We start from the raw sequence: 22678 nt of genomic DNA on the forward strand, positions 1-22678 counted from the left end.
CACAATCGTCAATTTCACGGTTCAAGAAATACTCAAACGAAGGTAAATATACTGGTATCTTTTCAATGCTTCAAATGTTTGTGGTCACAAATGGGGTAGATACGAAGTACATCGCAGCTGCTGACGGCCAACATATTAATAAAGAGTTTTTAACTTCATGGGTAGATAAAAATAATAATAGAGTCAATAACTATTTAGGTTTTGCCAAAGAAGTGCTGTCTATCCCACAAGGTCATAAAATGATTACCGAGTTCTCTGTGTTAGATGCTGACCATAAAGCCATTATTTTACTTAGACCTTATCAAATTCATGCGATCTTAGCAGTAGAGCAAGCCGTAAGGCAACGTCAGTCTGGTTACGTGTGGCATACAACAGGTTCTGGTAAAACACTTACGTCTTATAAAGTGGCCAGAAACTTATTAAGAAGCCCCGCGTTAGATAAAACGATATTTATCGTAGACCGAATTGACCTTGACCAACAAACGGGTACTGCCTTTAAATCTTATGCAATGAATGACGTTGTAGAAGTGAATGATACGGATAACGTATCCGATTTGGTGCGAAAATTAACCGCTAATGACCGTGACTTAGTGATAACAACGATACAAAAATTAAATTATGTCATGAAACGTTACGGTGACAAAGAAGATAACCGTATCGCAAAGAAATTACGCAATTTAAACATAGGGTTCGTTGTAGATGAGTGCCACCGTGCTGTGACCCCTAAAAAACAACAAGAAATCACGAAGTTCTTCCCTAAATCCCTTTGGTATGGCTTTACTGGAACCCCAATATTCGCGGAGAATGCGCGAGATGAATTTGGGGATATGCCACGTACAACAGAAGAACAGTACGGCCCACGTCTACATGAATATACGGTAAAAGAAGCTATTCATGATAAAGCGGTACTCGGTTTCCAAGTTGAATATATTAATACACTCGAAAAGAACTCTATTGTAGATTATTTTGACCAATCAGGTATCGATATAGATGGGTTGAGTGAACATGAAATAGAAGCCAAATTACCTAGAGAAGCTTATGAAAACGATGAACACAAACTAAAAGTCATTGATCAAATCGTTAATTACTCAAGACATAAATTCAAACTTACTCGTGGCCCAGGGAACACCTATAGTGCGATTTTAACCACACGTTCTATTCCTGATGCACAACGCTATTATGAACTGTTTAATGAAGTAAAAGAAGGTAAATCAAGTGTTAAGATAAGTGAAAAAACAAAGAGTCTAGTATCAGACTTCCCGAAAGTAGCGGTGACTTATTCTTTAAACGAAACAGAAGAAACTTCTTTTGAACGTCAATCACAGTATAAACAAATCATTCAAGATTATAATGAAACGTTCAACACACATTATGACCTAGAACAGGTTAGAGCTTTTAACCAAGACATTAATAATCGTTTAGCACGGAAAAAAGATATATACCGTACACGTAGTGAACAATTAGATATCGTGATTGTGGTTGATCGTCTATTAACTGGATTCGATTCACCTTCAACAGCAATTTTATTCATGGATAGACCACCCGCAAAGCCGCACCATTTAATTCAAGCTTTTTCACGGACAAATCTTATCTACGACAAGGATAAACAATACGGTCAGATTATGACTTTCCAATATCCAAGTCAGTATCAAGAAGCTGTAGAAAATGCCTTTATTTTGTATTCTAATGGTGGAGAGAGCGCAATACAGGCACCAGGGTGGAATGAGTCATACGGACGATTCCAGGACGCTTATGAGCGTTTAATTTCTGTTGCGCCTAGTCCAGAGAGCATTGATGTCAATGACGATGTTGATACCCTTAAACTCTTTGTTAAAGCTTATCAAGAATTCGATAAGAGCTTGGGCGCTATCCAAGTATATTCAGAGTTTGACGAAGATATGTTTGAACAACAATACAACTTACGTCCTGAAGTAATAGAGTCTTACCATGGTAAGTATGAGAACGCCTTAGAAAAAATTAGAGAACAAATTGATGAAGATGAAGAAGATGACTTAACGATTGACTTTGATTATCAGTTATCTGAAGTAGGGAAGCAACAAATTGACTACGAGTACTTAATGCTGTTAATGCAAACGATCGTAAATGAACCGAATAGTCAAAATCGTATCAAACGTATTGTTGACGCTGAAGCTTACTTAACGAAGTTTAAAGATAATAACCCTAAATTAGGTGAAATTATTGAAGATATCTTCTCTACTATTAAGGATGGTAATGAGCTAACGCCAGCAGAAAATACGCTTAATGTATCGAGTGAAATCGAAAAACGTATTGATGAGCGTATTGATGATTTAGTACAAAACTTATCCGAAAACCTTTATGTTCAGCCTGATGATTTGTATTATCTGATTGAAAATTATAAACCAGAAAAATCAGGTAAACAAACTGGTGAGAGTAATCTCCTTGAGAACATGGATAAAGATCGTTATCTAGAAGAAAATCGGGAGAAAGTGCAGAAGAAATTCAGAGTGAAAAAATTCGCTAAACAAGCGTATACCGATGTAATCGAAAGCGAAATACTCCCGTTAACGAACAAAAACTTCTAAAAATGAATAACAAAGAAGGGGCTGGGACAAAAGGTCTCTCAAAAAAAATACACTCCCAAAACTATGAACTATTTTGTTCAGTAGTGGGAGTGTATTTTTCTATATCTTTATAAAAATAAACGAAAGTGGGACTACTTTTTTCGCAAAAGTAGTTTTGTCCCAGCCTCTTCATTTAATTTTATGCTTGTGTCTTGATTAAGGCTTCAAATAAGTATTTACTTGATTCAGCTCCTGGGTCAGGTTCACCAATAGACCGTTCCCCATAGTAGGAAGCACGACCTTTCGTCGCTTTAAGTTCAGTCGTTTTAGTGCTAGCTTCATCTAGTATTTCTTGATTTAGATTATTGGCTTTAAGGGCTTCAACAGCTGGATGCCACATATCAACCATCGTTTTTTCACCAGGTTCTGCTTTACCTCTTTGTTGAATTTTATCTAAACCAGCTGCAAAAATATCCGCGAGATTTTCTGAGTTTTTAGCCGTTGTTGCCATGGCTAGGAAGGCAGAACCATATAAAGGACCGGATGCACCACCAATCTTACTCATGAGGGTTTGCGCAACAGTCATAAACAGCGCTGATACATCTGCTGGTTGTTTGCTTTCCAAGGCTTCCTTAGTAGCAACTGCACCGCGGGCCATGTTATTACCGTGATCTCCATCACCAATTTTTTGGTCTAAATCAGATAGATAAGCTTTTTCTTCTATTAAGCGGTCAAACCATTGGTCTAACCAAGTTATTGTTTCATTTACATCCATACATGACATCCTCTCTTAACTAAATTATCCCCAAGCTGCAGTGTTTACCGGTGCTTGTAGGGCACTTACCCAGTCTGGGTCCTCAAGTTTCAGTAAGGTTAATGACGCCCCTTGCATTTCCAGTGAAGTCATCAGGTCTCCTACCTTAACAAAATCAACTTCTAGCCCTTCATCTCCCAACTGTCCTTGAATATCATTCCAGAATAGGTAAAGTTCCATTAACGGTGTACCGCCCATACCATTGACCAATACGGCAAAATGATCTCCAGTTGTCCAGTTGAATTCTTCTTTTAGTCTACCAATCAATTCAGCGGCCATTTCCTTAGCCGGTTTGATTTTCTCACGACGATAACCAGGTTCCCCGTGGATCCCAATACCATATTCAAATTCATCATTTGCAATGTCAAAACCAGGTTTACCTACTTCAGGGACGGTTGCGGCTGTTAAGGCAAGGCCGATAGATTTAAGATTATCGTTAACTTTTTCCGCAATAGCTTTTAAATCATTTAAAGATTTTCCTTGGTCTGCGTAGTAGCCGATGATTTTATGCATAAAGACTGTACCGGCAATGCCACGTCGGCCTGCGGTATAGGTAGAATCTTCCATAGCAATATCATCATCAACGATGATTGCAGCTGTTTCAATGCCTTCAGCTTCCGCAAATTCCTGTGCGATTTCAAAGTTCATCACGTCACCAGTATAGTTTTTGATGACTAAGAAGACGCCAGCCCCGTTATCAGCAGCTTTAATCCCTTCTAAAATTTGGTCTGGCGTTGGAGAAGTAAAGACTTCCCCAGAAACGGCTGCTGACAGCATCCCTTTCCCGACGAATCCTGCATGACTTGGTTCGTGGCCAGATCCCCCACCAGAAACAATTCCAACGATATCTGGGGTTTCTGCTGTACGGTAGAGGACTTGAGTATCTGGCACTTGAGCAAGAATATTCGCGTGCGCACTGGCTAAACCTTTGACCATTTGGCTGACAATATCACCGGGTTGGTTGATAATTTTTTTCATGAAAAAACCTCCTTAGGCATGGATAACATGGTTACAATCAACGACTTTAAATAAGATAAGCATGCGTTAGGACACTTAGCTTTGTTCTTTAATGGCTTCTAAAATTTGGTCTGGTGTACGATTAATGGTTGATTGAACAGCACCCACATAGGCCCCTTCAACCAGCGGCCCTTCAACAAGGTGGATATGGGCTTTTATCTCGTCCTCCACGAAGTCTAGGGCCGTTTCCGCCGATAAGACGGCTGATCCCATATCCGTGAAGATGAAAATTTCCTTGTCCGTATTAGCAAAAATGGCCTCCGTGATCTTGCTGACGGACGTACCGATTTCGCCGTCGTCGGTCCCCCCGGCAGCGATGACTGAAAAGGCATTGTTGTCGTCGGGTACCATGGTTTCTAATAATTCTTTGAGCCCCTCTGTGATGGTTTGGCTATGAGACACTAATATTAGTAAATTTGTCATATATGAAAAGCCTCCGTATGTAAGTTCCCTAAAGTGGTATGTACTCGCTTACATTCTATCAAGAAAATGTTAAGACAACAAGCAACAGCCATTGGGACTTAAATGAGATGTCATTATTATTGAGTAAGACTTCATTATTGAGTAGGACTTCGGATTATACTTTCCTAGCATTGCCCTGAAGAGCTGGACAAGCGGTGGGGCCAGAATTAGCCAAGGTTTTGATAGGTTAAAACGATTGCCTTTAAGCGATTGTCCCTTGAATCAAAGTCCTATTAGGTATGATAGAATGAGAATATCAAGACAAGGATAGACAAATTATAGGAGGCACAAGCATGGTAGATATTTTAAAAGATTACAGTCCAGACCGTTCAAATACAAAAGCAATGAAATGGCATGATTTAGAGACAGTTTTTGGGGACAAAGACTTATTGCCGATTTGGATTGCAGATATGGATTTTGCACCAGCCAAAGAAGTGACGGCAGCCATTCAATCTTTTGTGGATGACCAATACTTTGGCTATTATTCAGTGCCAGATTCTTATTACCAATCAATGATTGATTGGTCAAATGACCACTTCCAATATGAAACTAAGGCTGAATGGTACCGATTTGCACCTGGTGTATGTACGGGTATTGCCTTTGCTTTACATGCGTATACCAATGAAGGGGACAATATTTTAATTCAAAACCCCGTTTACAATCCCTTCCGTACGGTTATTGAAGAAGCTAACCGGACTTTAGTGATGCAAGATTTATTGGGTAACGAACAAGAAGGGTACACAATTGATTTTGATGCTTTGGAGAAAGCCTTTAAAGATGACGATATCAAGGTCTTCTTATTCTGTTCACCGCAAAACCCAACTGGTCGGGTTTGGCATCGTGATGAATTGGCTAAAGTAGTGGCTTTATGTAAGCAATATGATGTCTTATTATTCTCTGATGAAATCCACCGCGATTTGATTATGCCTGGACATGAGCACATTGCTATTGGAAATATTGATGCAGATTTTGACAATTATGTCCTTTTTGCCTCGCCATCAAAATCCTTTAACTTAGCTGGTTTTAACCATTCATTTATAGTGGTACCACGGGCTGATTTAAGAGAAAAATTGGATACGTTCTTACATGCTATTCATGTGACTGGTGGGCAACCTGCTGGTTATATCGCTTCAGAAGCGGCTTATACCTACGGGGCGGAATGGGTTGAGAGCGTCAACCAAGTGATTTGGAACAATTACCAATTACTGAAAACAACAGTGCAAACGGCCTTGCCACAAGTTCAATTCTCAGACTTACAAGGGACTTACCTTGCTTGGCTTGATCTAGGGGCTTATGTGAAAAATGCTGACCTAAAAGAAGTGGTTCAAGACCGTGCCCGTTTAGCTGTCAACTATGGGACTACTTACTGGCCAACTAGACCAGAAGATACCCATATCCGGATTAATCTAGCGACGAAGCCAGAGATCATTGAAACAGCTGCAAATAATTTAGTTAAAGCTATTCAAGAGTGGCACTAGTCCGTCGTGACACTAGTCAGCCGTAGAGATAGTTAATATATAATAAAAAGACCTGCTTCTCATATTGCGCGTGGCAGGTCTTTGTTGTAAGTATATTTGATGGATTAGTTTTCATTGTAGGGTTCGACATGGACGTCGATGGCGGTGACATCTTCTGTTTGTTGTAAGGCGAATTCTACTTTTTCAGTGATATCATGACCCGCTTGAACAGAAATTTCTGGGTCTACCAGAATGGTGATGTCGATATAGACATTAGCCCCGTAATTACGGCCGCGGATATCAGAAACTGCGCGCACGCCAGGTACCATGAGAACTATTTTTCGGTAGTTATCTAAGTATTCTTGGGGGAAGCCGTCTGATAGGGAAAAGGTAGATTCTTTGAAGATATCATACCCAGATTTGATAATGATTAAGCCAACAACAATGGCCATAGCACCATCTAGCCAAAGGATACCTGTACGACTGAGGATGACGGATAGGGCAGTTGCGAAAGAAGTCAGGGCATCGGATAAATTGTCCTTTGCAGAAGCTTTAAGGCTTGGACTATTGAGTTTCTTGCCAAGACGGTTATTAGACCAATAAACGCCGGACATAATGACCCCAGAAGACAAGCCGACAACCGCATTAATGGGTGTTGGGGCTGCATATTCTTGGTGAATTAAGGCTGTAGTTGAATCAATGGTCACCGTAATCCCAATATAGAAAATCACGAAGGACATGATCAGTGTAGTAATGGTTTCAATTTTATAATGACCGTAACGGTGGTTCTGGTCAGCTGGACGTTGGGATAGAATCATGCCTACTAGTAGGGCAATTGAAGCGAATGAATCGGTAAAGTTATTCAAACCATCCGCAAAGACTGCATCTGAGTCAAAGCTATAGCCGACAAGGAGTTTGGCTGTTGAGATGATGACGTAAGTCACAATACTCAGATAAATGCCGCGACGGGCTATTTGTTGGTTGGTGTTGCTTGGTGTCATGTTAGGTTCATTTTCCATGTGAAAACCGCTCCTTTAAGTTGCATTGATAAGGGGTAAAACTTGCCAATCTGGAAAAAAGCAATTCTTTCCATTTTAGCGAATGGCCACACAATTTGCAAGGTATTTCACCTAGAAATGACATGTCTTTCTTACAAAAAAATAGCTAAATTTTCAAAGAATTTCGATAAATTATGATTGACTTAATATGTTAAGTAATATAACATGAGATTAAAATATAATTAAAAAAGAATGAAGGTGAGTTGGCATGAAGGAAAAAGAGCTACGACGTACGCTAGCTGTTTTCCCAATTGGGACAGTTGTACAGCTAACAGATTTGACACCGAGACAGGTGCGTTATTACGAAGAACAGAAGTTAATTAAGCCAAAACGTTCAGAAACAAATCGTCGCATGTACTCTTTAAATGATGTCGATCGATTATTAGAAATCAAAGACTATTTAAATGAGGGTATGAGCATTCAAGCAATTTATAATACATATAATCGTCAACATACGCAGCCTAAAGTGACAGATACCAAGCAGCTGACCGACGAAGATGTTCGCCGCATTCTATATAATGAAATTTTGAATCAAGGTGGTTTCAGAAATGCTGGCGCCGACCAGGACTATCCATTGCGCTAGTTGCGACAAGGGTTGCTCAGACTAGACGTTCCTACCGCATTTAGGAGAGTAAACGCTAAAGCGTGCACTCTCCCACAAGTTGGCCAAAAATCGGTCTTGAGCCTCCAGAAAGGACTGCGTTTCAAATTAAGTTGTTGCTGACCTTTTCAGCACTTGCCTTAATTTTCCAACGTTCCTTTCTGAGCGTCGGCTCTCGCACCTAGCATATATAAATAGAGGAGAATTTTTATGAACCAAATTAATAAAGATTACCAACGATTACCAGGCTCTTATTTATTCGCAGAAGTAAAACGTCGCCAAGAGGCCTATGAAATAGCACATCCAGACCAAAACGTAATCCGTTTAGGTGTTGGTGACGTTACTTTACCTTTAGCACCAGCAGTCATCGAAGTCTTACATAAGGCAGTTGATGAACAAGTGGATGCTGCTACCTTTAAAGGTTATGCGCCAGACCACGGTTATGACTTCTTACGTGAAGCCATTCAAAAGAATGATTTTGCAGCACGTGGTGCAGATGTAAAAGTGGATGAAATCGTTATTTCTGACGGTGCCAAATCAGATTCTTCAAACATCCAAGAAATCTTTGGCCCAGACATTAAAATCGCTGTTGGTGACCCTGTTTACCCAGTTTACATCGATTCAAACATCATGGCTGGTCGCGGTGGTGACTACAACGAAGAAACGGGTAAATGGTCGGACTTAGTTTACTTATCAGCTACAGCGGAAAATGACTTTAAACCCGCGCTACCTGAGGAGCCAGTTGACTTAGTATACCTTTGCTACCCTAACAACCCTACAGGAACAACTTTAAACACAGCTGACCTACAAAAATGGGTAGACTGGGCTAACGAAAATGATGCGATCTTAATCTTCGACTCAGCTTACGAGTCATTCATTACAGAAGAAGACGTGCCACATTCAATCTTTGAATTACCAGGTTCACGTACTTGTGCTATTGAAATTCGTTCATTCTCAAAACGTGCTGGCTTTACGGGCATGCGTTTAGGGGCTACAATTATCCCTCAAGAGGTGGAAATCGATGGCGTATCCCTATTAGACTTATGGAAACGTCGTATTTCAACGAAATTCAACGGTGCACCTTATATCGTACAACGTGCTGGTGAAGCAAGTTACTCTGAAGAAGGTAAGGCACAAATCGAAGAAATGTTAGCTTACTACCGCCGCAATGCTATCCTGATTAAAGAAGGTTTGGAAGAGGCGGGCTATGAAGTCTTCGGTGGTGTGAACGCGCCTTACGTTTGGTTGAAAACACCAGCAGGCATGGACTCATGGGACTTCTTTGACTTCCTATTAGAAAATGCACAAATCGTTGGGACACCAGGTGTTGGTTTCGGTCCTTCAGGTGCCGGATACTTCCGATTAACAGCCTTCAATACCTATGAAAAAACAGCAGAAGCTGTTGAACGTATCAAGGCTTTAAACAAATAGTTAAACGAGCGAAAAGGGTAGAACCTCGGTTCTGCTCTTTTTGTTTGCAAAAATTTAATCGAAATCATGCTTTTTTTCTCAAAGCCAGTGCGTAATCTGTTATCGCTGAAGAGTTTGATGGCACCAAATTAGAAGTTCAAGTGCCGATTAAAGACGTTTGGTCAGCGGAATAAGTCATCGATATGTCAAAAAGAGTGTCACTTTTTCTGTCATTATTAAAGGTGAAACGACTTTTTTTGGCTAAATGTCATATTATTTTATATAAAGAATTGATTATGTGCATAGTACAGAATCAATACAAAATCGGATTTTACGCGTTTTTTGAAGTCTATGAGAAAAAATTAATCGAAAGATTAAAGATAATTTTGCAATATTTATCACTTATATAATATGTTAACAGAAAACTTGATTTATCAGCTTTTAGTCCGAATATAATGCGAAAAGAGTATATTTAATATTCTTAAAGACGAGTCATACACAAACTTTTGCAAATAATTGATGGTTTTTGATAAAATCCGCTAGTTTTCATAGCATTTTATGATTGTATTTGGAAGATTTTACTTATATACTTGAAAACGGATACAAGTGTCCAATTTTTATTTAGGGAGGTTTCATAGAATGATAGGAATTATTTTAGCGAGTCACGGTAAGTTCGCTGAAGGTATTAAACAATCTGCTGAGATGATTTTCGGCGCGCAAGAAAATCTGCAAGCAGTGACCTTTATGCCTGAAGAAGGACCGGATGATTTACGTGCCCATCTTTTAGAAGCAGTTGAATCTTTCGATGATACGTTACAAGTTCTATTTTTAGTTGATTTGTGGGGAGGTTCACCATTCAACCAGGCCAATGCTATTCACGAAGAAATGCCAGATCGTACGGCAATCGTGAGTGGTTTAAATCTACCAATGCTCTTAGAAGCTTTGGGTCAACGATTTGGTTCTGACCAAGTGTCGGATGTAGCCAAACACATTTTAACAAGAGAAGTGTCAGGTATTCGTGTAAAACCTGAAGCACTTGGCGAAGGCATTGACGCGCCAACAGCTGCAGCTAGCGAAGGTAGTCAAGAAGAGGAACAAGTTGGTACCTTAACACCAGGTACTGTATTAGGTGATGGGAAGATTAAGTATGTCCTAGCACGTGTGGATACCCGTTTATTACACGGTCAAGTAGCCACTGGTTGGGTAAAATCAGTTAACCCTAACCGTATTATTGTTGTATCGGACAAGGTAGCCCAAGATGACATGCGTAAATCATTGATTCAACAAGCGGCGCCAACAGGTGTTCGTGCCAACACAATTCCAGTATCTAAATTAGCGGAAATTGATAAAGACCCACGTTTTGGTAAGACAAAGGCATTATTATTATTTGAAACGCCACAAGATGTGTTAGCAGCAATCGAAGCTGGCGTAGATATCAAGGAAGTAAACTTAGGTTCAATGGCGCATTCTAAAGGGAAAACAATGATTTCAAGATCATTGTCAGTAGACGAGGAAGATGTAGCGACTTTACAAAAATTAAAAGACCATGGGGTTAAATTTGACGTACGTAAAGTCCCTGCAGACTCAGACGAAAACTTAGATAAACTGTTGAAAAATCATAACTTGATTTAAAAGGGAGGTCGACAGAAAAATGGATATTTCAATTTTTGCAGCTATAGCTATTTGTGTTATTGCATTATTCGCTGGTTTTGAAAGTGTGTTGGACTCATTCCAATTACACCAACCAATTCTTGTTTGTACTTTAATTGGTCTTGCAACAGGAAACTTAACTGAAGGACTACTATTAGGTGGTCAATTACAATTAATCGCTTTAGGTTGGATGAACATCGGGGCAGCGCAAGCACCAGATGCGGCCTTAGCAGGTGTAATCGCTGGTATCTTAGTATTAACTAAAGGTGCTTCTGTATCTGAAGGTATTGCCATTGCGGTGCCTTTAGCAATTGCTGGTCAAGTATTAACAATCTTCGTTCGTACAATGACAGTAGGTTTGGCTCACTATGCTGATGGCCAAGCGGAAAAAGGCTCTATTCGTGGAGTTGAATCTGCCAATATGCTGGCTTTAGGTCTTCAAGGTTTACGTGTAATGATTCCAGCAATCGCTACATTAGCTTTACCAGCTTCAGCTGTACAAGGCGCTTTAGCAGCCATTCCAGACTGGATCACAGGTGGTCTAGCTGTTGGTGGTGGTATGATTGTTGCTGTAGGTTACGCAATGGTTATCAATATGATGGCAACCAAAACAACATGGCCATTCTTCTTTATCGGTTTTGCTTTAGCAGCCGTTACAGAATTGAACTTGGTGGCAATGGGTATTATCGGTCTGGCCTTAGCACTTATCTACATTGAATTGTCTCCACAATTTAATGGCGGTGGCGGTTCAGGATCTGGTGGTTCAGGTTCAGTTGATGACCAATTAGACGCCATTTTAGAAGACTATTAAGGAGGGGTAGACATGACTGAAGAAGTAACAAACCGCGTAACATTATCAAAACGAGACCGGATGGTCGCAAACTGGCGATTAACTTTCGTTCAAGCTTCATGGAACTACGAGCGTATGCATAACGTTGGTTGGGCTTATGTATTAGCCCCAGCAATCAAAAAATTATATACAAGTAAAGAAGACCGTACAGCAGCTTTACAACGTCACTTGGAATTCATCAACTCTCACCCATACGTTGAGGCACCAATTTTAGGGGTAACCTTAGCTATGGAAGAAGAGAAAGCAAATGGTACAGTCATTGAAGACCAAGCCATCCAAGGGGTTAAAGTTGGTATGATGGGTCCTCTTGCTGGTGTGGGTGACCCAATCTTCTGGGGTACTTTACGTCCAGTAATCGGTGCCTTCGCTGCATCACTTGCCCTAAGCCAATCTATCTTAGGACCAATCTTATTCTTCGTACTTTGGAATTTAATCCGTGTAGCTTTCACTTGGTATACACAAGAATTAGGTTACCGTGCAGGTTCTGAAATCACAAAAGACTTGTCTGGTGGTATCATTCAAAAAATCACTGTTGGGGCATCTATTTTAGGGATGTTCGTTATGGGGGTATTGGTACCTCGTTGGACAACAATGAATTTTCCAAAAGTAATCTCTGAAGTAACAAACCAACAAGATGCTATTGTAAACTTTGATGGTTTAGTTGAAGCTGCTAATAACAGCAATGTGACAGCAGATAGCTTCCGTGATGTGATTAACCAAATTTCATCAGGTCAATTAGTAAATACCACAACAGCAACAACATTAGGTGACGTATTCAATCAATTATTACCTGGTATGATGCCATTACTATTAACATTAGCATGTATGTACCTATTAAAACGTAAAGTGAGCGCAACTACCTTGATCTTCTCTATCTTTGTGATCGGTATCGTGCTTTATGTATTAGGTATCATGGGTTAAGATGGTAGCACAATTAAATACAGAAGTAACGTTCATCTCTAAAGCGAATGCGATGATAAACCCTATCGACCCTAAGTCAGGCTTACTGATGGTGGGCGATAAGGGTGTCGAATTTCGCGAGGAGAACGGACCAGGCTTCATTCAAATTCCATGGGTTAACATTACACGCGTACGCGTGCAAATGTTCTTCAAAGGACGTTACGTCCGCGGCTTCTACTTTGAAACCGATGAAGGCCAACTCCTGGAATTTGTTGTCGATGAAGCTAAAGATAGTCTTCGGGCAATGCGCAAGTACCTACCCCGAGAAAAATTCGTCGCACAACAAAGTAACCTAGCCAACTTATTCAAAAACCCCTTTAAACGAGGGAAGAAAGACAAGGAGTAGTGACGATGCAAGAACCCATATTCTTAAAAGCCTACCTAGAAGAAAAAATCTGGGGTGGACAAAAATTACGCAGTCAATTTAATCTAGACATCCCTTCTGACCAGACAGGAGAAGCGTGGGTCATTTCAGGACATGAACATGGGCAATCTATCGTGACGTCACCTGAATCCCTTGCCGGCTTAAGTCTATCTGACTTGTACCAACAACACCCAGAAATCTTCTTGGGAGAAGCGGCTGACCGTTTTCCATTATTAATCAAAATCATTGACGCCAAGGAAGATTTGTCCGTCCAAGTACACCCGGATGATGCCTATGGACTAGCCCATGAAAATGACCTTGGAAAGACGGAGTGCTGGTATATTATGGATGCAGATCCAGGCGCTTACTTAATCTACGGCCATAACGTCCAAAACAAAGAGCAGTTCTTAGAAATGGTCGAAGAGAACGAGTGGGACCAACTGCTTCGTAAAGTACCTGTTCATGCCGGTGATTTCTTCGCCGTGCCAGCAGGGACTATCCATGCTATCGGTGGCGGCGTATTAATCCTCGAAACCCAACAAAGTTCTAACACCACCTACCGGGTTTATGACTACGGACGCAAGGACGCCAATGGCCAGGAGCGTGACCTACACATCCAACAATCAGCGGATGTCACCATGTTCCCCCACAAAGATACTCTAGCAACCGGGCATACAACTGAACTACCGGGCGGCTCAATCCAAGAATTTTGGACCAATGAATACTTCTCCGTGGCAAAATGGACAATCGAGGATAACTTGCATATCAACTTATCCGAAAAGTACCAGTTGTGTACAGTCCTTGAGGGCCAAGGACAAGTAACGGTTGGCGACAAGGCTTGGGACGTAAAAGCAGCAGACGCCTTTATCCTACCAAGTGACCTTAGAGAAGTCACACTCACTGGGCAATTCAGTTTGATGGTAGCTGAGGAATCTTAGGAAACCCGATATTACTAGTAGAGTTAGACACAAAAGAGGTTATGACAAACGACGTCATAGCCTCTTTTTTAGGTCAAATTTGAATAAAGCACCAAAATAATAGACCAAAGGATAAGCGCACAATCGCTCACCCCTTGGTCAATTGTTGTATTAAAGTATTGTCGAATTCAATTATCTGCTGTTCAAGTCTGTTGGAGCGGCAAGCATTTTGCCTTAGTCTAGGTAAAGGGTATCTTCATTGTTCAAGAAGCTGTAGCCAAGCCCCATCATGACACCACCACCGACCAAATTTCCAAGGAAAACGACCAACCAATTGACTAGCACACCAAGTAAATTCATGTTATTACCTGAAAAGAAAGCCAGACTCATTAGAGAGAAATTCGCGATCACATGTTCAAATCCGCCATAAACAAAAAGGAAAATAACAGCTACGATAAATAGCAAGCGGGCGGTATCATCCTTCATTTTCATCTGTCCCATAATCGTAATGTTCACAAAAATATTTGCGAGAATCCCGTCTATAAACAAGGTCCAAATATCCTTGTTTAATTTAGCGTTGATAACTGTCATAATCGCAGAATCACCATTAAAGTATTGTGCAGCACTCGAATTGCCAATGAGTATACCCACTATCATTGCACCCAGTAAGTTCATCAGCGTGCAAACGAGGATGATGGTTAAGGCTTTTGACCAAGAAATTTTCCGGCGATGAGCACTCGTGAACAAGTACATCATATTTGAAGTAGCCAATTCACCGTTTAAATAAACAATCATGGCTAAACCGATTGGAAATATGAGGGCGTAGCTAATTTTACCTAGAGCTGGATAGTCTACAGAAAGGACATCCCAAACCAAAATACCAATGGCGGTTGGTAGGGTTAAGAATATACCCGCATAAATCGCTCGTAACAAGTATCTAATCTTTGATTGGGCAAAAAGGGCATCCTTTTTGGCAACGGCACCATCGATTATATCCATGAAAGTTGAAACATTTTTCTCGCTCATACCTTGTCTCCTTGCAATCATTTTTAACATAGTCCATCATTTTTTCTGACTTGGTTAGCATACTATAAAATAGCGATTAATATGATTAGAATTGATATATCTACCTTTTTAACCTGATAAAAAACAGAACCTTTGATAATTTTTTCACAATATTGTGGAATTATATACTTAATTGTTCTATTTAGATCGAAGCATTTTTTGATGCTCGTATCAAAAAAACCGTGCAAAAAAAGGACAAAGACTATACTATTAAGACAAACACCTAATCTGGAGGTAACGACGATGAAAGAGAAATCAATTTGGATTGATCATTATAAAATGGAAGGACACGAAGAAGGTGGCTTTTTCTACCAAGTGTTGAAGTCAGACCAACATATCCAGTTAGAAGGGCAGCCTGAAAGAGCCTTATATACCAGCATCTATTTCCTATTAACCTCAACAAATCCGTCACGATTCCACCGTTTAACAGCGGATGAAGTTTGGTATTATCACTATGGTAGTCCACTGACTGTACATATGATTACGCCGGAAGGTGAATACCAGCAAATTACCCTTGGTACAGAAGTTGAAAACGGCCAAGTATTACAAGCCGTTGTGCCTAAAAACACGATTTTCGGGTCAAGTGTTGAAGAATTGGATAGCTATTCACTAGTATCATGCATGGTTAGTCCAGGATTTGAATACGATGACTTTGAACTATTCAAGCGGTCAGATTTACTGAATCAATATCCAGATTATGCAGATATTATTCACCGACTAACCTTAGAAGACTAGGATTTCTGGTCTGCTTAAGAGATTCGTAACTTATTCATCACAAAATCAACACAATTTTGATTGATATTTTCACTAAATCTTCAAAGCTATCGCCTATTATATAAGCATACCCAATAAAGAACCAAACTTTTCTTCATAAATCTTTCTCCTCCCAAAATGAAAGATGACAAAAAACCAGCTGGCTCCCAACAGCTGGTTTTTAAGTGCGAAATAATAGTGAAGGAGCTACTTAGTGCCCCTTTTTTTCGTAATATATTCCCCAAATCAAGTTGAGTATAAATAAGAATAAAAATATACGGTTGTATTTGTAGGATTCTTGGAAGGTAAAGGTGACAAAAGCGAATATAACGACTAATAGAATGGTTATATTTCTAGGGATCAAGAATTTTTCCATATGGACACCTATCTGTTGTTGGCGAGTTATCTATTTTATAGAGAGACTTTATAAGTATTTAGCAGTTGTACTTAGATGGTTAATCCATTATTCAAACATACGATCCGTGGACACTCTTTAAACTTTCCCATCTATCCGATCCAATAGGTACGAGATATTGTCTTTACTAATTTGGTCCTAGCAGAATTACTATATACTTTTGTAATTGTGTTTTGGCCTATTAGAACTTCTGTACCTCTAGGAGATGTTGCGATAATATTTTGCATATTGACTGTTGGATAAACATAAGCTTCGGGTGACTTCATCAAAGAAATAATATCATAAAGTCCAATGGCTGCTTTTATCTGCCAACCAGGGATTAAATTGAGCAGGTTTGTAATTCCATAAATTTGATGTTTGTATATTGTGCTCCATAGCTACCACCTCCTAACTGTTCTATAGAAAAATGATAATCAAACGATTACCGACTCGTATCTTCGTAAATTAGCATACCCAAATACTGATGAAAGTGCTGTCACATTCATGTTACATCGGGTGGGGAACGTTGATAAATAAGTGGTTTATAATGATGTTTCATGGAAATTTTATACTAATAAAATTCTTAGATTAGAAAAACAGCTTTAGCAATTCGTAACCTTTCTATCACAAAATCAACACAATTTTGATTGATATTTTCATAATTTCTTCAAAAGTATCGCTTATTATATAAACATACCCAATAAAGAAACCAAACTTTTCTTCATAAATCTTTCTCCTCCCAAAACGAAAGATTACAAAAAACCAGTCGTCCTCCCAACGGCTGGTTTTTTAATGCCCATATCTGAAAATATACATAGAAATATTTTTGGCAATACAAACTATTTTATAGACCATAGTTGAATAAGCTTAAGCAAAGACTACATTTTATATTCAATAATCTTGAAAATCCTTATTTATGGATTATTATTTAATGAGAAATTCCAAGTCATGAGATTTGTAATATCAAAGCTAAGGCTGACGCTTTCCTAGCATGCCTTAGCAATAAAAAGGAGGGATGGCCCACAACAATCTGTTTGGCGTGTACGCCTTACAGATTGTGTCGCCAGACAAGTCTTCAGACCGAGACTGAAGACGGTCCTACTGCTTTTTAAGGCAATGATAGGAAAAAGCAAAAGCCGAAGGCTTAGTAAATTACTGTGGTTTTAAAAACTCACTAAATTACTACACCTCGTTCAAGGTTTACTAATTTACTACATAATGTATAAACACTGCTACATTTTTCTCGTGATAAAGTTGAAATGTCTACCAGGTGTTTTGTCTAAGCGGTATGAAAAACCATCAACCATTGCTAAAGTATCTTGGTCAGATAATTGAATATTTTCTGGCAAGAAGCCCACCCGTTTCAACTGCTCAGAAACCGTTGCTTGATTATCCACTAAATACTTCCCGCGACCATCATCCCATTGCACAAAGTCATCCGCATAACCAAGGACCTTAAATTGGTCCGCCACATCTTGGTCCACTTCAAAAGATTTCTGTGCAATCGAAGGACCAAGAATAGCCATGATGTTACCCATGTAAATATCTGGGTTTTCATTTTTGATTTGTGCAAAAGTAGTTGACACGATATCTTGAACAGTCCCTTTCCAGCCTGAATGGATGGCACCAATTAAACCAGTATTTTCGTCATAAAAAATCACAGGGACACAATCTGCCGTAAAGACGCCAACAACCACATCACTTTCATAAGTGTACAAGGCGTCCACATCATCCACCGCATCTTCAGTTGACAGACTACCGCGTCCCCGGTCTCCAGCTTTGACATGGTAAGTTTTTTTGGAATGGGTCTGGTTAGCGAAAACGAACTGGTCATCGTCAACCTCTAATGCCTCTGCTAAAGTTTGTCGATTAGCGATAATCAGCGATGCATCTTCCCCAGTATGTAGGGCTAAATTGCCGTTAAGGGCTTGGTTGGTGTCTTTTAAAGTCGTACCAGCAATTAAATTTTCTGGTGTGTCATAGAATTGGATCGTCATAAGGTTCATCCTTTCTGCTTTCAGTTACGCTTATTATAGCAAACAAGCGGTCTGACTAATAAAGTCCTGCAAAAACTGTTAAAATATAAGGAAACAAGAAAATGATCGATAAGGAGATAATTGTATGACAACCAGCTTGAACAAAGGGGACCAATTACATGGTTTCACCCTTGTAGATAGTCAATTTATTCAAGATGCTAACGCCCAAGTCCACACCTTTGCCCACGAACAATCTGGGGGCCAAGTGATTTGGGTTGAAAATGACGACCAAAACCGTTCATTTGGGATTGGTTTTAAAACACCACCAAAAGATTCAACTGGTGTAGCCCATATCGTGGAACATTCAGTCCTTTCTGGATCACGTAAATATCCAGCTAAAGATCCATTTATGACCATGTTGAAAACGTCAATGAATACCTTCCTAAATGCCATGACCTTTTCAGATATGACCATTTACCCAGTGTCTTCTATGAATGAAGAAGACTTCCATAACCTAACGAATGTTTATTTAGACGCCGTTTTCTTCCCTAAAATGACCAGTGAAGAAAATATTTTCCGCCAAGAAGGTTGGCATAAAGAATTATTCGACAAGGATGAGCCAATAGTCTATAACGGGGTCGTTTACAATGAAATGCGTGGCGCTTATTCAGACGCAGAACGCATTATTATGCAAGATGTTACGGCAAATATGCACCCAGGCTCAACCTATGCCCACGAATCAGGTGGCTATCCTTATGATATTCCTGACTTGACCTTTGAAAACTTTAAACAATTCCACGCCGACCATTACCGTCCAGACAATGCTTTAGCCTATGTCTACGGAGATATTGATATTGACCGTACTTTGAGTCAAATCAATGGCGATTTCTTTAGTGAATTCTTGAAAAATGACCAGCAAGTTCAATTTGACTTGCCAGAAACAAAGGATGGCCACATCGAATACCTGGCCTTTTATGACGCTGATGAACGCAAGACAGCCGAACATGATTCTTACCTTACCTATATGACCCATGTAGGTGCATCTACAGACTTGACAAATAATTACGTGACCAATATTTTAAGTGACGCTTTAATTGAATCTGAAGCTGCACCAATTCGCCAAGCCCTTATTGAAGCCGGGCTAGCGGAAGAAGTTGAAGCCATTGGGTCAGACGGTTACTACCTAGATTTCGGTCTAGTCCTGAAACAATTCAATCCAGCCAATAAGGACAAGGCGCTTGCTGTAATCAATGAAACCTTAACTGACCTAGTAGCCAACGGGATTAACCGCGACCTACTTGAAGGGGTCATCAATACCCGCGAATTCGCAGCCCGTCAAGCCGGCGGTGCCATGAAGGGGATTACCTATGAAATCCAAATGACCATGGCATGGCGGTATGGCATGTCTCCGACCGAAGTCCTTCATTTTTCGAAATATTTCGACGATTTAAGAGCGAAGTTAGCCACTGACTTCTATGAAAAATGGCTTCAAGACAACTTGATAGCGGCAGATGCCAGCTTAGTCGGTATTTACCAACCAAAAGTTGGCTTATTCAAAGAACAGGACGACCAACTAGAAGCCAAGTTAGCTGCTGAAAAAGCCGCAATGACTGACCAAGACATTCAAGCATTAATTCAGGAAAATCAAGCACTGCGGGTCTACCAAGACACACCGGATACCGAAGAAGCCCGTCAAGCCCTACCGAAATTAGATATTTCTGACGTACCGCGGACAACCCAATCGATTGCCGAAGAAACATTAACCGGCCAACAAGGGGTGCCTGTCCTTTTCCATGAACAAGACGCATCAGGCATTCGCTATGTACAAATGGCTTACAAATTAGACCATATTGCAGCGGAAGACTTGCCATACGTGAATTATGTGACCATATTATTAGGCTTATTGAACACAGAAAATTATGACTATAGCCAAATGGATATTGAAATGATGAAGGCAACAGCTGGCATTTCCATGCGACCAAAAGTCTTGACTATTGAGGGTTCTAAAGATGGTTATGCGCCAATTTTAGTGGCTTCGTTTGCAGCAATTGGTGATCATTCAGCGCGTGGATTTGAACTCCTACAAGACACCATGAAATTCACGGACTTCTCAGACAAGGCCCGCATTTTAAACGTCTTGCAACGGGTGAAATTCAATATGAGTCAGTCATACGAAGGGGCTGGCCACCGCGTAGCCATTTCTAGACTGCGGTCATTCTACTCACAAGCAGCTAAGTATGAAAACGTCGTTTCAGGACTATCATTCTATGACCACATGACCGATTTAATCGAAAACTTATCGACCAAGGCAGATGACTTTATTGCTAAATTGATTGAAGTGAATGGCAAAATATGGGATCCTCGCATGCTGACAGTCAGTTTGACAGCAGATGCAGCGGATAAAACCACATTACTTGAACAAGTTGATCACTTTATCGATCAAGCTGACCAGACGGATAGTATTGAACCTGTATCTGTTGAGTTTGATTTAGTGGGCAACAACTACCACGAAGCTATTCAAACCAATGGGAACGTCCAATACGTATCCGTAGGTGGGCGCGTGCCAATTGAAGACTACAATGGTCGTTATGTTGTCTTCGCCAATATCTTATCTAAAGACTACTTACACGAAAATATTCGTGCCAAAGGTGGTGCCTATGGTGCAGGTATCAGTCTAACATCATCAGGTGACGTCACAACCTATTCATACCGGGATCCGAACGTAGATAAGACAGTAGATGTATATCATAAGCTACCGGAATTCTTAGCCAATCCAGGACTAAGCCAAGACGACCTTGACCAACTGATTATTGGTTCAATGACCGCCTTCCATTATCCATTAACACCAGCCAGTGTAAATAACTTGATGGTGACACGTCACTTTAGAGGCATGACCAAAGATATGGTAGACGCACGATTAAGCCAGGCGTTAGATACCAAAGTTGCAGATCTAGTTGCCTTTAAAGATCAAATTCAAATCGCACTAGACGCAGATAATTTAGTCGTTTTTGGAAATAAGCAAAAAATCGACGACTCAGCTCAAACCTTCAACAACAAACGTACGATTTAAGCGAAAAAATTAAAAGAGAGAAAAAAGATTTCGAAATGAAATCTTTTTTCTCTCTTTATTTAGTTTATTGAAATTTGTATTGTCCCAGTCTCATCTCAATATTTAAAAGATAATATTCCACGGCATACAATGAGGATAACGAATAAAGATCTAGAAAAATATTCAAATTGCAAATTGAAACCAACTATTAACGTGTATGCAACATAGATGATTAACAATAAAAGTAATAGCATATTCGTTAATCGTTTTTTTCTTTTAACACCCATTCTCTATCTTCTTTCGTATGCAAATAGACCATACTCTTTGGGAAATGTAATTCATTTTGCTTATTGTAGGCCTAAAGCCTCTCCAAATGTGAGGGCAACAAAGGCCAAGAGTAATAAGACCCCGCCAACAACCTTCAAACGGGCTTGTTGGGCAGCAGTCATACCTTCAGGGGTTTGCCCCTTCCAAACGATATAAACATTGACTAAAATACATAAAATGGCAAAGATGGTTCCGACTAAATAACGGCTCATATAGACTCCTTTAGCTATAATTGTGATAATCTCACTTCGACAGAAGTTGTCACAGCTTGATTGTTGATACGACTAGTCCCAGAAACGGTCCACTCGATTGATTTAATTTCGTTCGTATAACGGTCAGTCACCAATTGAATTTGGTGGACAGCGTCGTTGTTGTAAGACTCGCTCACAATACCATTCAATAAATTGGTTAATTGCTCATTTTGCCCAGAGAAAGAAACCGTTTGGTCACTTAAAGAACCGGTCCATTCACCAATTGTATCAAGCGTCGTTAATATACTGTGGATTTCACTAAGAGATAGGACATTTAAACGGTCTAAGTGAGAGTCATTGGTTAAACTTTGTTGCCAATCGCTGCCATTCTCCTTGTAGGTAGACTGGGCGTTGTGTGTTTCAACTTGTAAGATGGCATCATCACCGCCAGAAGCAAGATCTTTTTGAATAAGCGTTCCAAAAAAGTTGTCAGCATTATCATAAGAAAGGGTCGACATAACCGTTTCAGTATTTGCGGGTTCATTAGTTACCTGTTCGATGGTCGTAGATTGCTTGTAGGATTGGGTTTCAGTTAAAGTTTCATTGACCGCATTACCTAATTCAGTTGATGATTCACGCGCTTCAACGTGGTTACCAACTAGTAACATGATGCTCGCCAATAAAACCCATTTAAGTAGTTTTCGCATTTCAGGCACCCTTTATATTTATATTTTAAGTAGTTCGAAGATTGGGAATGTTTATGACGATATACGTCAAAGGTGATTTCACCTAATATCTCTATTCTATAGAACTTTTGTGA

19 protein-coding genes are annotated in these 22678 nt (G+C 40.0%); 11 read left to right on the forward strand and 8 right to left on the reverse strand.

Features of this window, described 5'->3' with window-relative positions; translation table 11 throughout:
* The coding region (locus B2V22_RS03165) for a type I restriction endonuclease subunit R, EcoR124 family (protein ID WP_290490527.1) at positions 1-2564 on the forward strand (2564 nt) is incomplete at its 5' end.
* Positions 2565-2742: 178 nt separating this feature from the next.
* Here B2V22_RS03165 and dhaL read toward each other — a convergent pair.
* From dhaL to dhaM, 3 genes are all read right to left on the reverse strand, one after another.
* On the reverse strand, positions 2743-3318 hold the full coding sequence (dhaL, locus tag B2V22_RS03170) for a dihydroxyacetone kinase subunit DhaL (RefSeq protein WP_003140767.1): 576 nt from the start codon (positions 3316-3318) through the stop codon (positions 2743-2745).
* Positions 3319-3342: 24 nt separating this feature from the next.
* Positions 3343-4335 carry a dihydroxyacetone kinase subunit DhaK gene (dhaK, locus tag B2V22_RS03175; protein ID WP_290490530.1) on the reverse strand — a complete coding sequence of 331 codons (993 nt, stop codon included), beginning with the start codon at positions 4333-4335 and terminating at the stop codon, positions 3343-3345.
* Positions 4336-4410: 75 nt separating this feature from the next.
* Entirely contained in the window at positions 4411-4797 is a 387-nt protein-coding gene (dhaM, locus tag B2V22_RS03180; protein WP_083068332.1) for a dihydroxyacetone kinase phosphoryl donor subunit DhaM, read from the reverse strand.
* 332 nt (positions 4798-5129) lie between these two features.
* Between dhaM and B2V22_RS03185 the strand changes: the two genes are divergently transcribed.
* On the forward strand, positions 5130-6314 hold the full coding sequence (locus B2V22_RS03185) for a MalY/PatB family protein (protein ID WP_290490534.1): 1185 nt from the start codon (positions 5130-5132) through the stop codon (positions 6312-6314).
* A gap of 104 nt (positions 6315-6418) precedes the next feature.
* Here B2V22_RS03185 and B2V22_RS03190 read toward each other — a convergent pair whose 3' ends face one another.
* Complete coding sequence (locus B2V22_RS03190; RefSeq protein ID WP_290490536.1) at positions 6419-7312, reverse strand: cation diffusion facilitator family transporter; 894 nt, start codon at positions 7310-7312, stop codon at positions 6419-6421.
* A gap of 247 nt (positions 7313-7559) precedes the next feature.
* On the opposite strand from B2V22_RS03190, the gene B2V22_RS03195 reads away from it, so the two are divergent.
* The 7 genes from B2V22_RS03195 to manA all read left to right on the forward strand — a co-directional run bounded on the left by B2V22_RS03195 (position 7560) and on the right by manA (position 14124).
* Entirely contained in the window at positions 7560-7934 is a 375-nt protein-coding gene (locus tag B2V22_RS03195) for a MerR family transcriptional regulator (RefSeq protein WP_083068327.1), read from the forward strand.
* Positions 7935-8162: 228 nt separating this feature from the next.
* Complete coding sequence (locus tag B2V22_RS03200; protein WP_290490540.1) at positions 8163-9383, forward strand: LL-diaminopimelate aminotransferase; 1221 nt, start codon at positions 8163-8165, stop codon at positions 9381-9383.
* A 618-nt stretch (positions 9384-10001) separates the two neighbouring features.
* Entirely contained in the window at positions 10002-10994 is a 993-nt protein-coding gene (locus B2V22_RS03205; protein WP_290490542.1) for a mannose/fructose/sorbose PTS transporter subunit IIA, read from the forward strand.
* A gap of 19 nt (positions 10995-11013) precedes the next feature.
* Positions 11014-11823, forward strand: coding sequence for a mannose/fructose/sorbose family PTS transporter subunit IIC (locus tag B2V22_RS03210; RefSeq protein ID WP_290490543.1), 810 nt, complete (start codon positions 11014-11016; stop codon positions 11821-11823).
* Positions 11824-11835: 12 nt separating this feature from the next.
* The gene (locus B2V22_RS03215; protein WP_290490545.1) at positions 11836-12783 is read left to right on the forward strand and encodes a PTS system mannose/fructose/sorbose family transporter subunit IID; all 948 of its coding nucleotides are present in this window, start codon (positions 11836-11838) and stop codon (positions 12781-12783) included.
* Position 12784: 1 nt separating this feature from the next.
* Positions 12785-13168 carry a DUF956 family protein gene (locus B2V22_RS03220; protein ID WP_290490547.1) on the forward strand — a complete coding sequence of 128 codons (384 nt, stop codon included), beginning with the start codon at positions 12785-12787 and terminating at the stop codon, positions 13166-13168.
* Positions 13169-13173: 5 nt separating this feature from the next.
* Positions 13174-14124, forward strand: coding sequence for a mannose-6-phosphate isomerase, class I (manA, locus tag B2V22_RS03225; RefSeq protein WP_290490549.1), 951 nt, complete (start codon positions 13174-13176; stop codon positions 14122-14124).
* A 213-nt stretch (positions 14125-14337) separates the two neighbouring features.
* Here manA and B2V22_RS03230 read toward each other — a convergent pair whose 3' ends face one another.
* Positions 14338-15129 carry a formate/nitrite transporter family protein gene (locus B2V22_RS03230; protein ID WP_290490551.1) on the reverse strand — a complete coding sequence of 264 codons (792 nt, stop codon included), beginning with the start codon at positions 15127-15129 and terminating at the stop codon, positions 14338-14340.
* A 282-nt stretch (positions 15130-15411) separates the two neighbouring features.
* Here B2V22_RS03230 and B2V22_RS03235 point away from each other — a divergent pair, with 282 nt between their 5' ends.
* Entirely contained in the window at positions 15412-15903 is a 492-nt protein-coding gene (locus B2V22_RS03235) for a cupin domain-containing protein (protein WP_290490553.1), read from the forward strand.
* Between the two features lie 1644 nt (positions 15904-17547).
* Here the strand turns inward: B2V22_RS03235 and pgeF are convergent.
* Positions 17548-18312, reverse strand: a complete 765-nt coding sequence (gene pgeF, locus B2V22_RS03240) for a peptidoglycan editing factor PgeF (protein ID WP_290490555.1) — start codon at positions 18310-18312, stop codon at positions 17548-17550.
* A gap of 124 nt (positions 18313-18436) precedes the next feature.
* Here pgeF and B2V22_RS03245 point away from each other — a divergent pair, with 124 nt between their 5' ends.
* Entirely contained in the window at positions 18437-21361 is a 2925-nt protein-coding gene (locus B2V22_RS03245) for an insulinase family protein (RefSeq protein WP_290490557.1), read from the forward strand.
* 326 nt (positions 21362-21687) lie between these two features.
* Here B2V22_RS03245 and B2V22_RS03250 read toward each other — a convergent pair whose 3' ends face one another.
* Both B2V22_RS03250 and B2V22_RS03255 read right to left on the reverse strand, forming a co-directional pair.
* On the reverse strand, positions 21688-21879 hold the full coding sequence (locus tag B2V22_RS03250; RefSeq protein ID WP_059349321.1) for a hypothetical protein: 192 nt from the start codon (positions 21877-21879) through the stop codon (positions 21688-21690).
* 14 nt (positions 21880-21893) lie between these two features.
* Entirely contained in the window at positions 21894-22565 is a 672-nt protein-coding gene (locus B2V22_RS03255) for a hypothetical protein (protein WP_290490558.1), read from the reverse strand.
* Between the last annotated feature and the right edge of the window lie 113 nt (positions 22566-22678).

Source organism: Aerococcus sp. UBA6277 (assembly GCF_002440555.1).
Classification (GTDB): domain Bacteria; phylum Bacillota; class Bacilli; order Lactobacillales; family Aerococcaceae; genus Aerococcus.

Coding starts and splice junctions, on each gene's coding strand:
- B2V22_RS03210 (WP_290490543.1), top strand. CDS start 11,014: ATGGATATTTCAATTTTTGCAGCTATAGCTATTTGTGTTATTGCATTA.
- B2V22_RS03220 (WP_290490547.1), top strand. CDS start 12,785: ATGGTAGCACAATTAAATACAGAAGTAACGTTCATCTCTAAAGCGAAT.
- dhaM (WP_083068332.1), bottom strand. CDS start 4,797: ATGACAAATTTACTAATATTAGTGTCTCATAGCCAAACCATCACAGAG.
- B2V22_RS03255 (WP_290490558.1), bottom strand. CDS start 22,565: ATGCGAAAACTACTTAAATGGGTTTTATTGGCGAGCATCATGTTACTA.
- B2V22_RS03185 (WP_290490534.1), top strand. CDS start 5,130: ATGGTAGATATTTTAAAAGATTACAGTCCAGACCGTTCAAATACAAAA.
- B2V22_RS03245 (WP_290490557.1), top strand. CDS start 18,437: ATGACAACCAGCTTGAACAAAGGGGACCAATTACATGGTTTCACCCTT.
- B2V22_RS03205 (WP_290490542.1), top strand. CDS start 10,002: ATGATAGGAATTATTTTAGCGAGTCACGGTAAGTTCGCTGAAGGTATT.
- B2V22_RS03235 (WP_290490553.1), top strand. CDS start 15,412: ATGAAAGAGAAATCAATTTGGATTGATCATTATAAAATGGAAGGACAC.
- B2V22_RS03215 (WP_290490545.1), top strand. CDS start 11,836: ATGACTGAAGAAGTAACAAACCGCGTAACATTATCAAAACGAGACCGG.
- B2V22_RS03250 (WP_059349321.1), bottom strand. CDS start 21,879: ATGAGCCGTTATTTAGTCGGAACCATCTTTGCCATTTTATGTATTTTA.
- dhaK (WP_290490530.1), bottom strand. CDS start 4,335: ATGAAAAAAATTATCAACCAACCCGGTGATATTGTCAGCCAAATGGTC.
- pgeF (WP_290490555.1), bottom strand. CDS start 18,312: ATGACGATCCAATTCTATGACACACCAGAAAATTTAATTGCTGGTACG.
- B2V22_RS03230 (WP_290490551.1), bottom strand. CDS start 15,129: ATGAGCGAGAAAAATGTTTCAACTTTCATGGATATAATCGATGGTGCC.
- B2V22_RS03200 (WP_290490540.1), top strand. CDS start 8,163: ATGAACCAAATTAATAAAGATTACCAACGATTACCAGGCTCTTATTTA.
- dhaL (WP_003140767.1), bottom strand. CDS start 3,318: ATGGATGTAAATGAAACAATAACTTGGTTAGACCAATGGTTTGACCGC.
- manA (WP_290490549.1), top strand. CDS start 13,174: ATGCAAGAACCCATATTCTTAAAAGCCTACCTAGAAGAAAAAATCTGG.
- B2V22_RS03195 (WP_083068327.1), top strand. CDS start 7,560: ATGAAGGAAAAAGAGCTACGACGTACGCTAGCTGTTTTCCCAATTGGG.
- B2V22_RS03190 (WP_290490536.1), bottom strand. CDS start 7,312: ATGGAAAATGAACCTAACATGACACCAAGCAACACCAACCAACAAATA.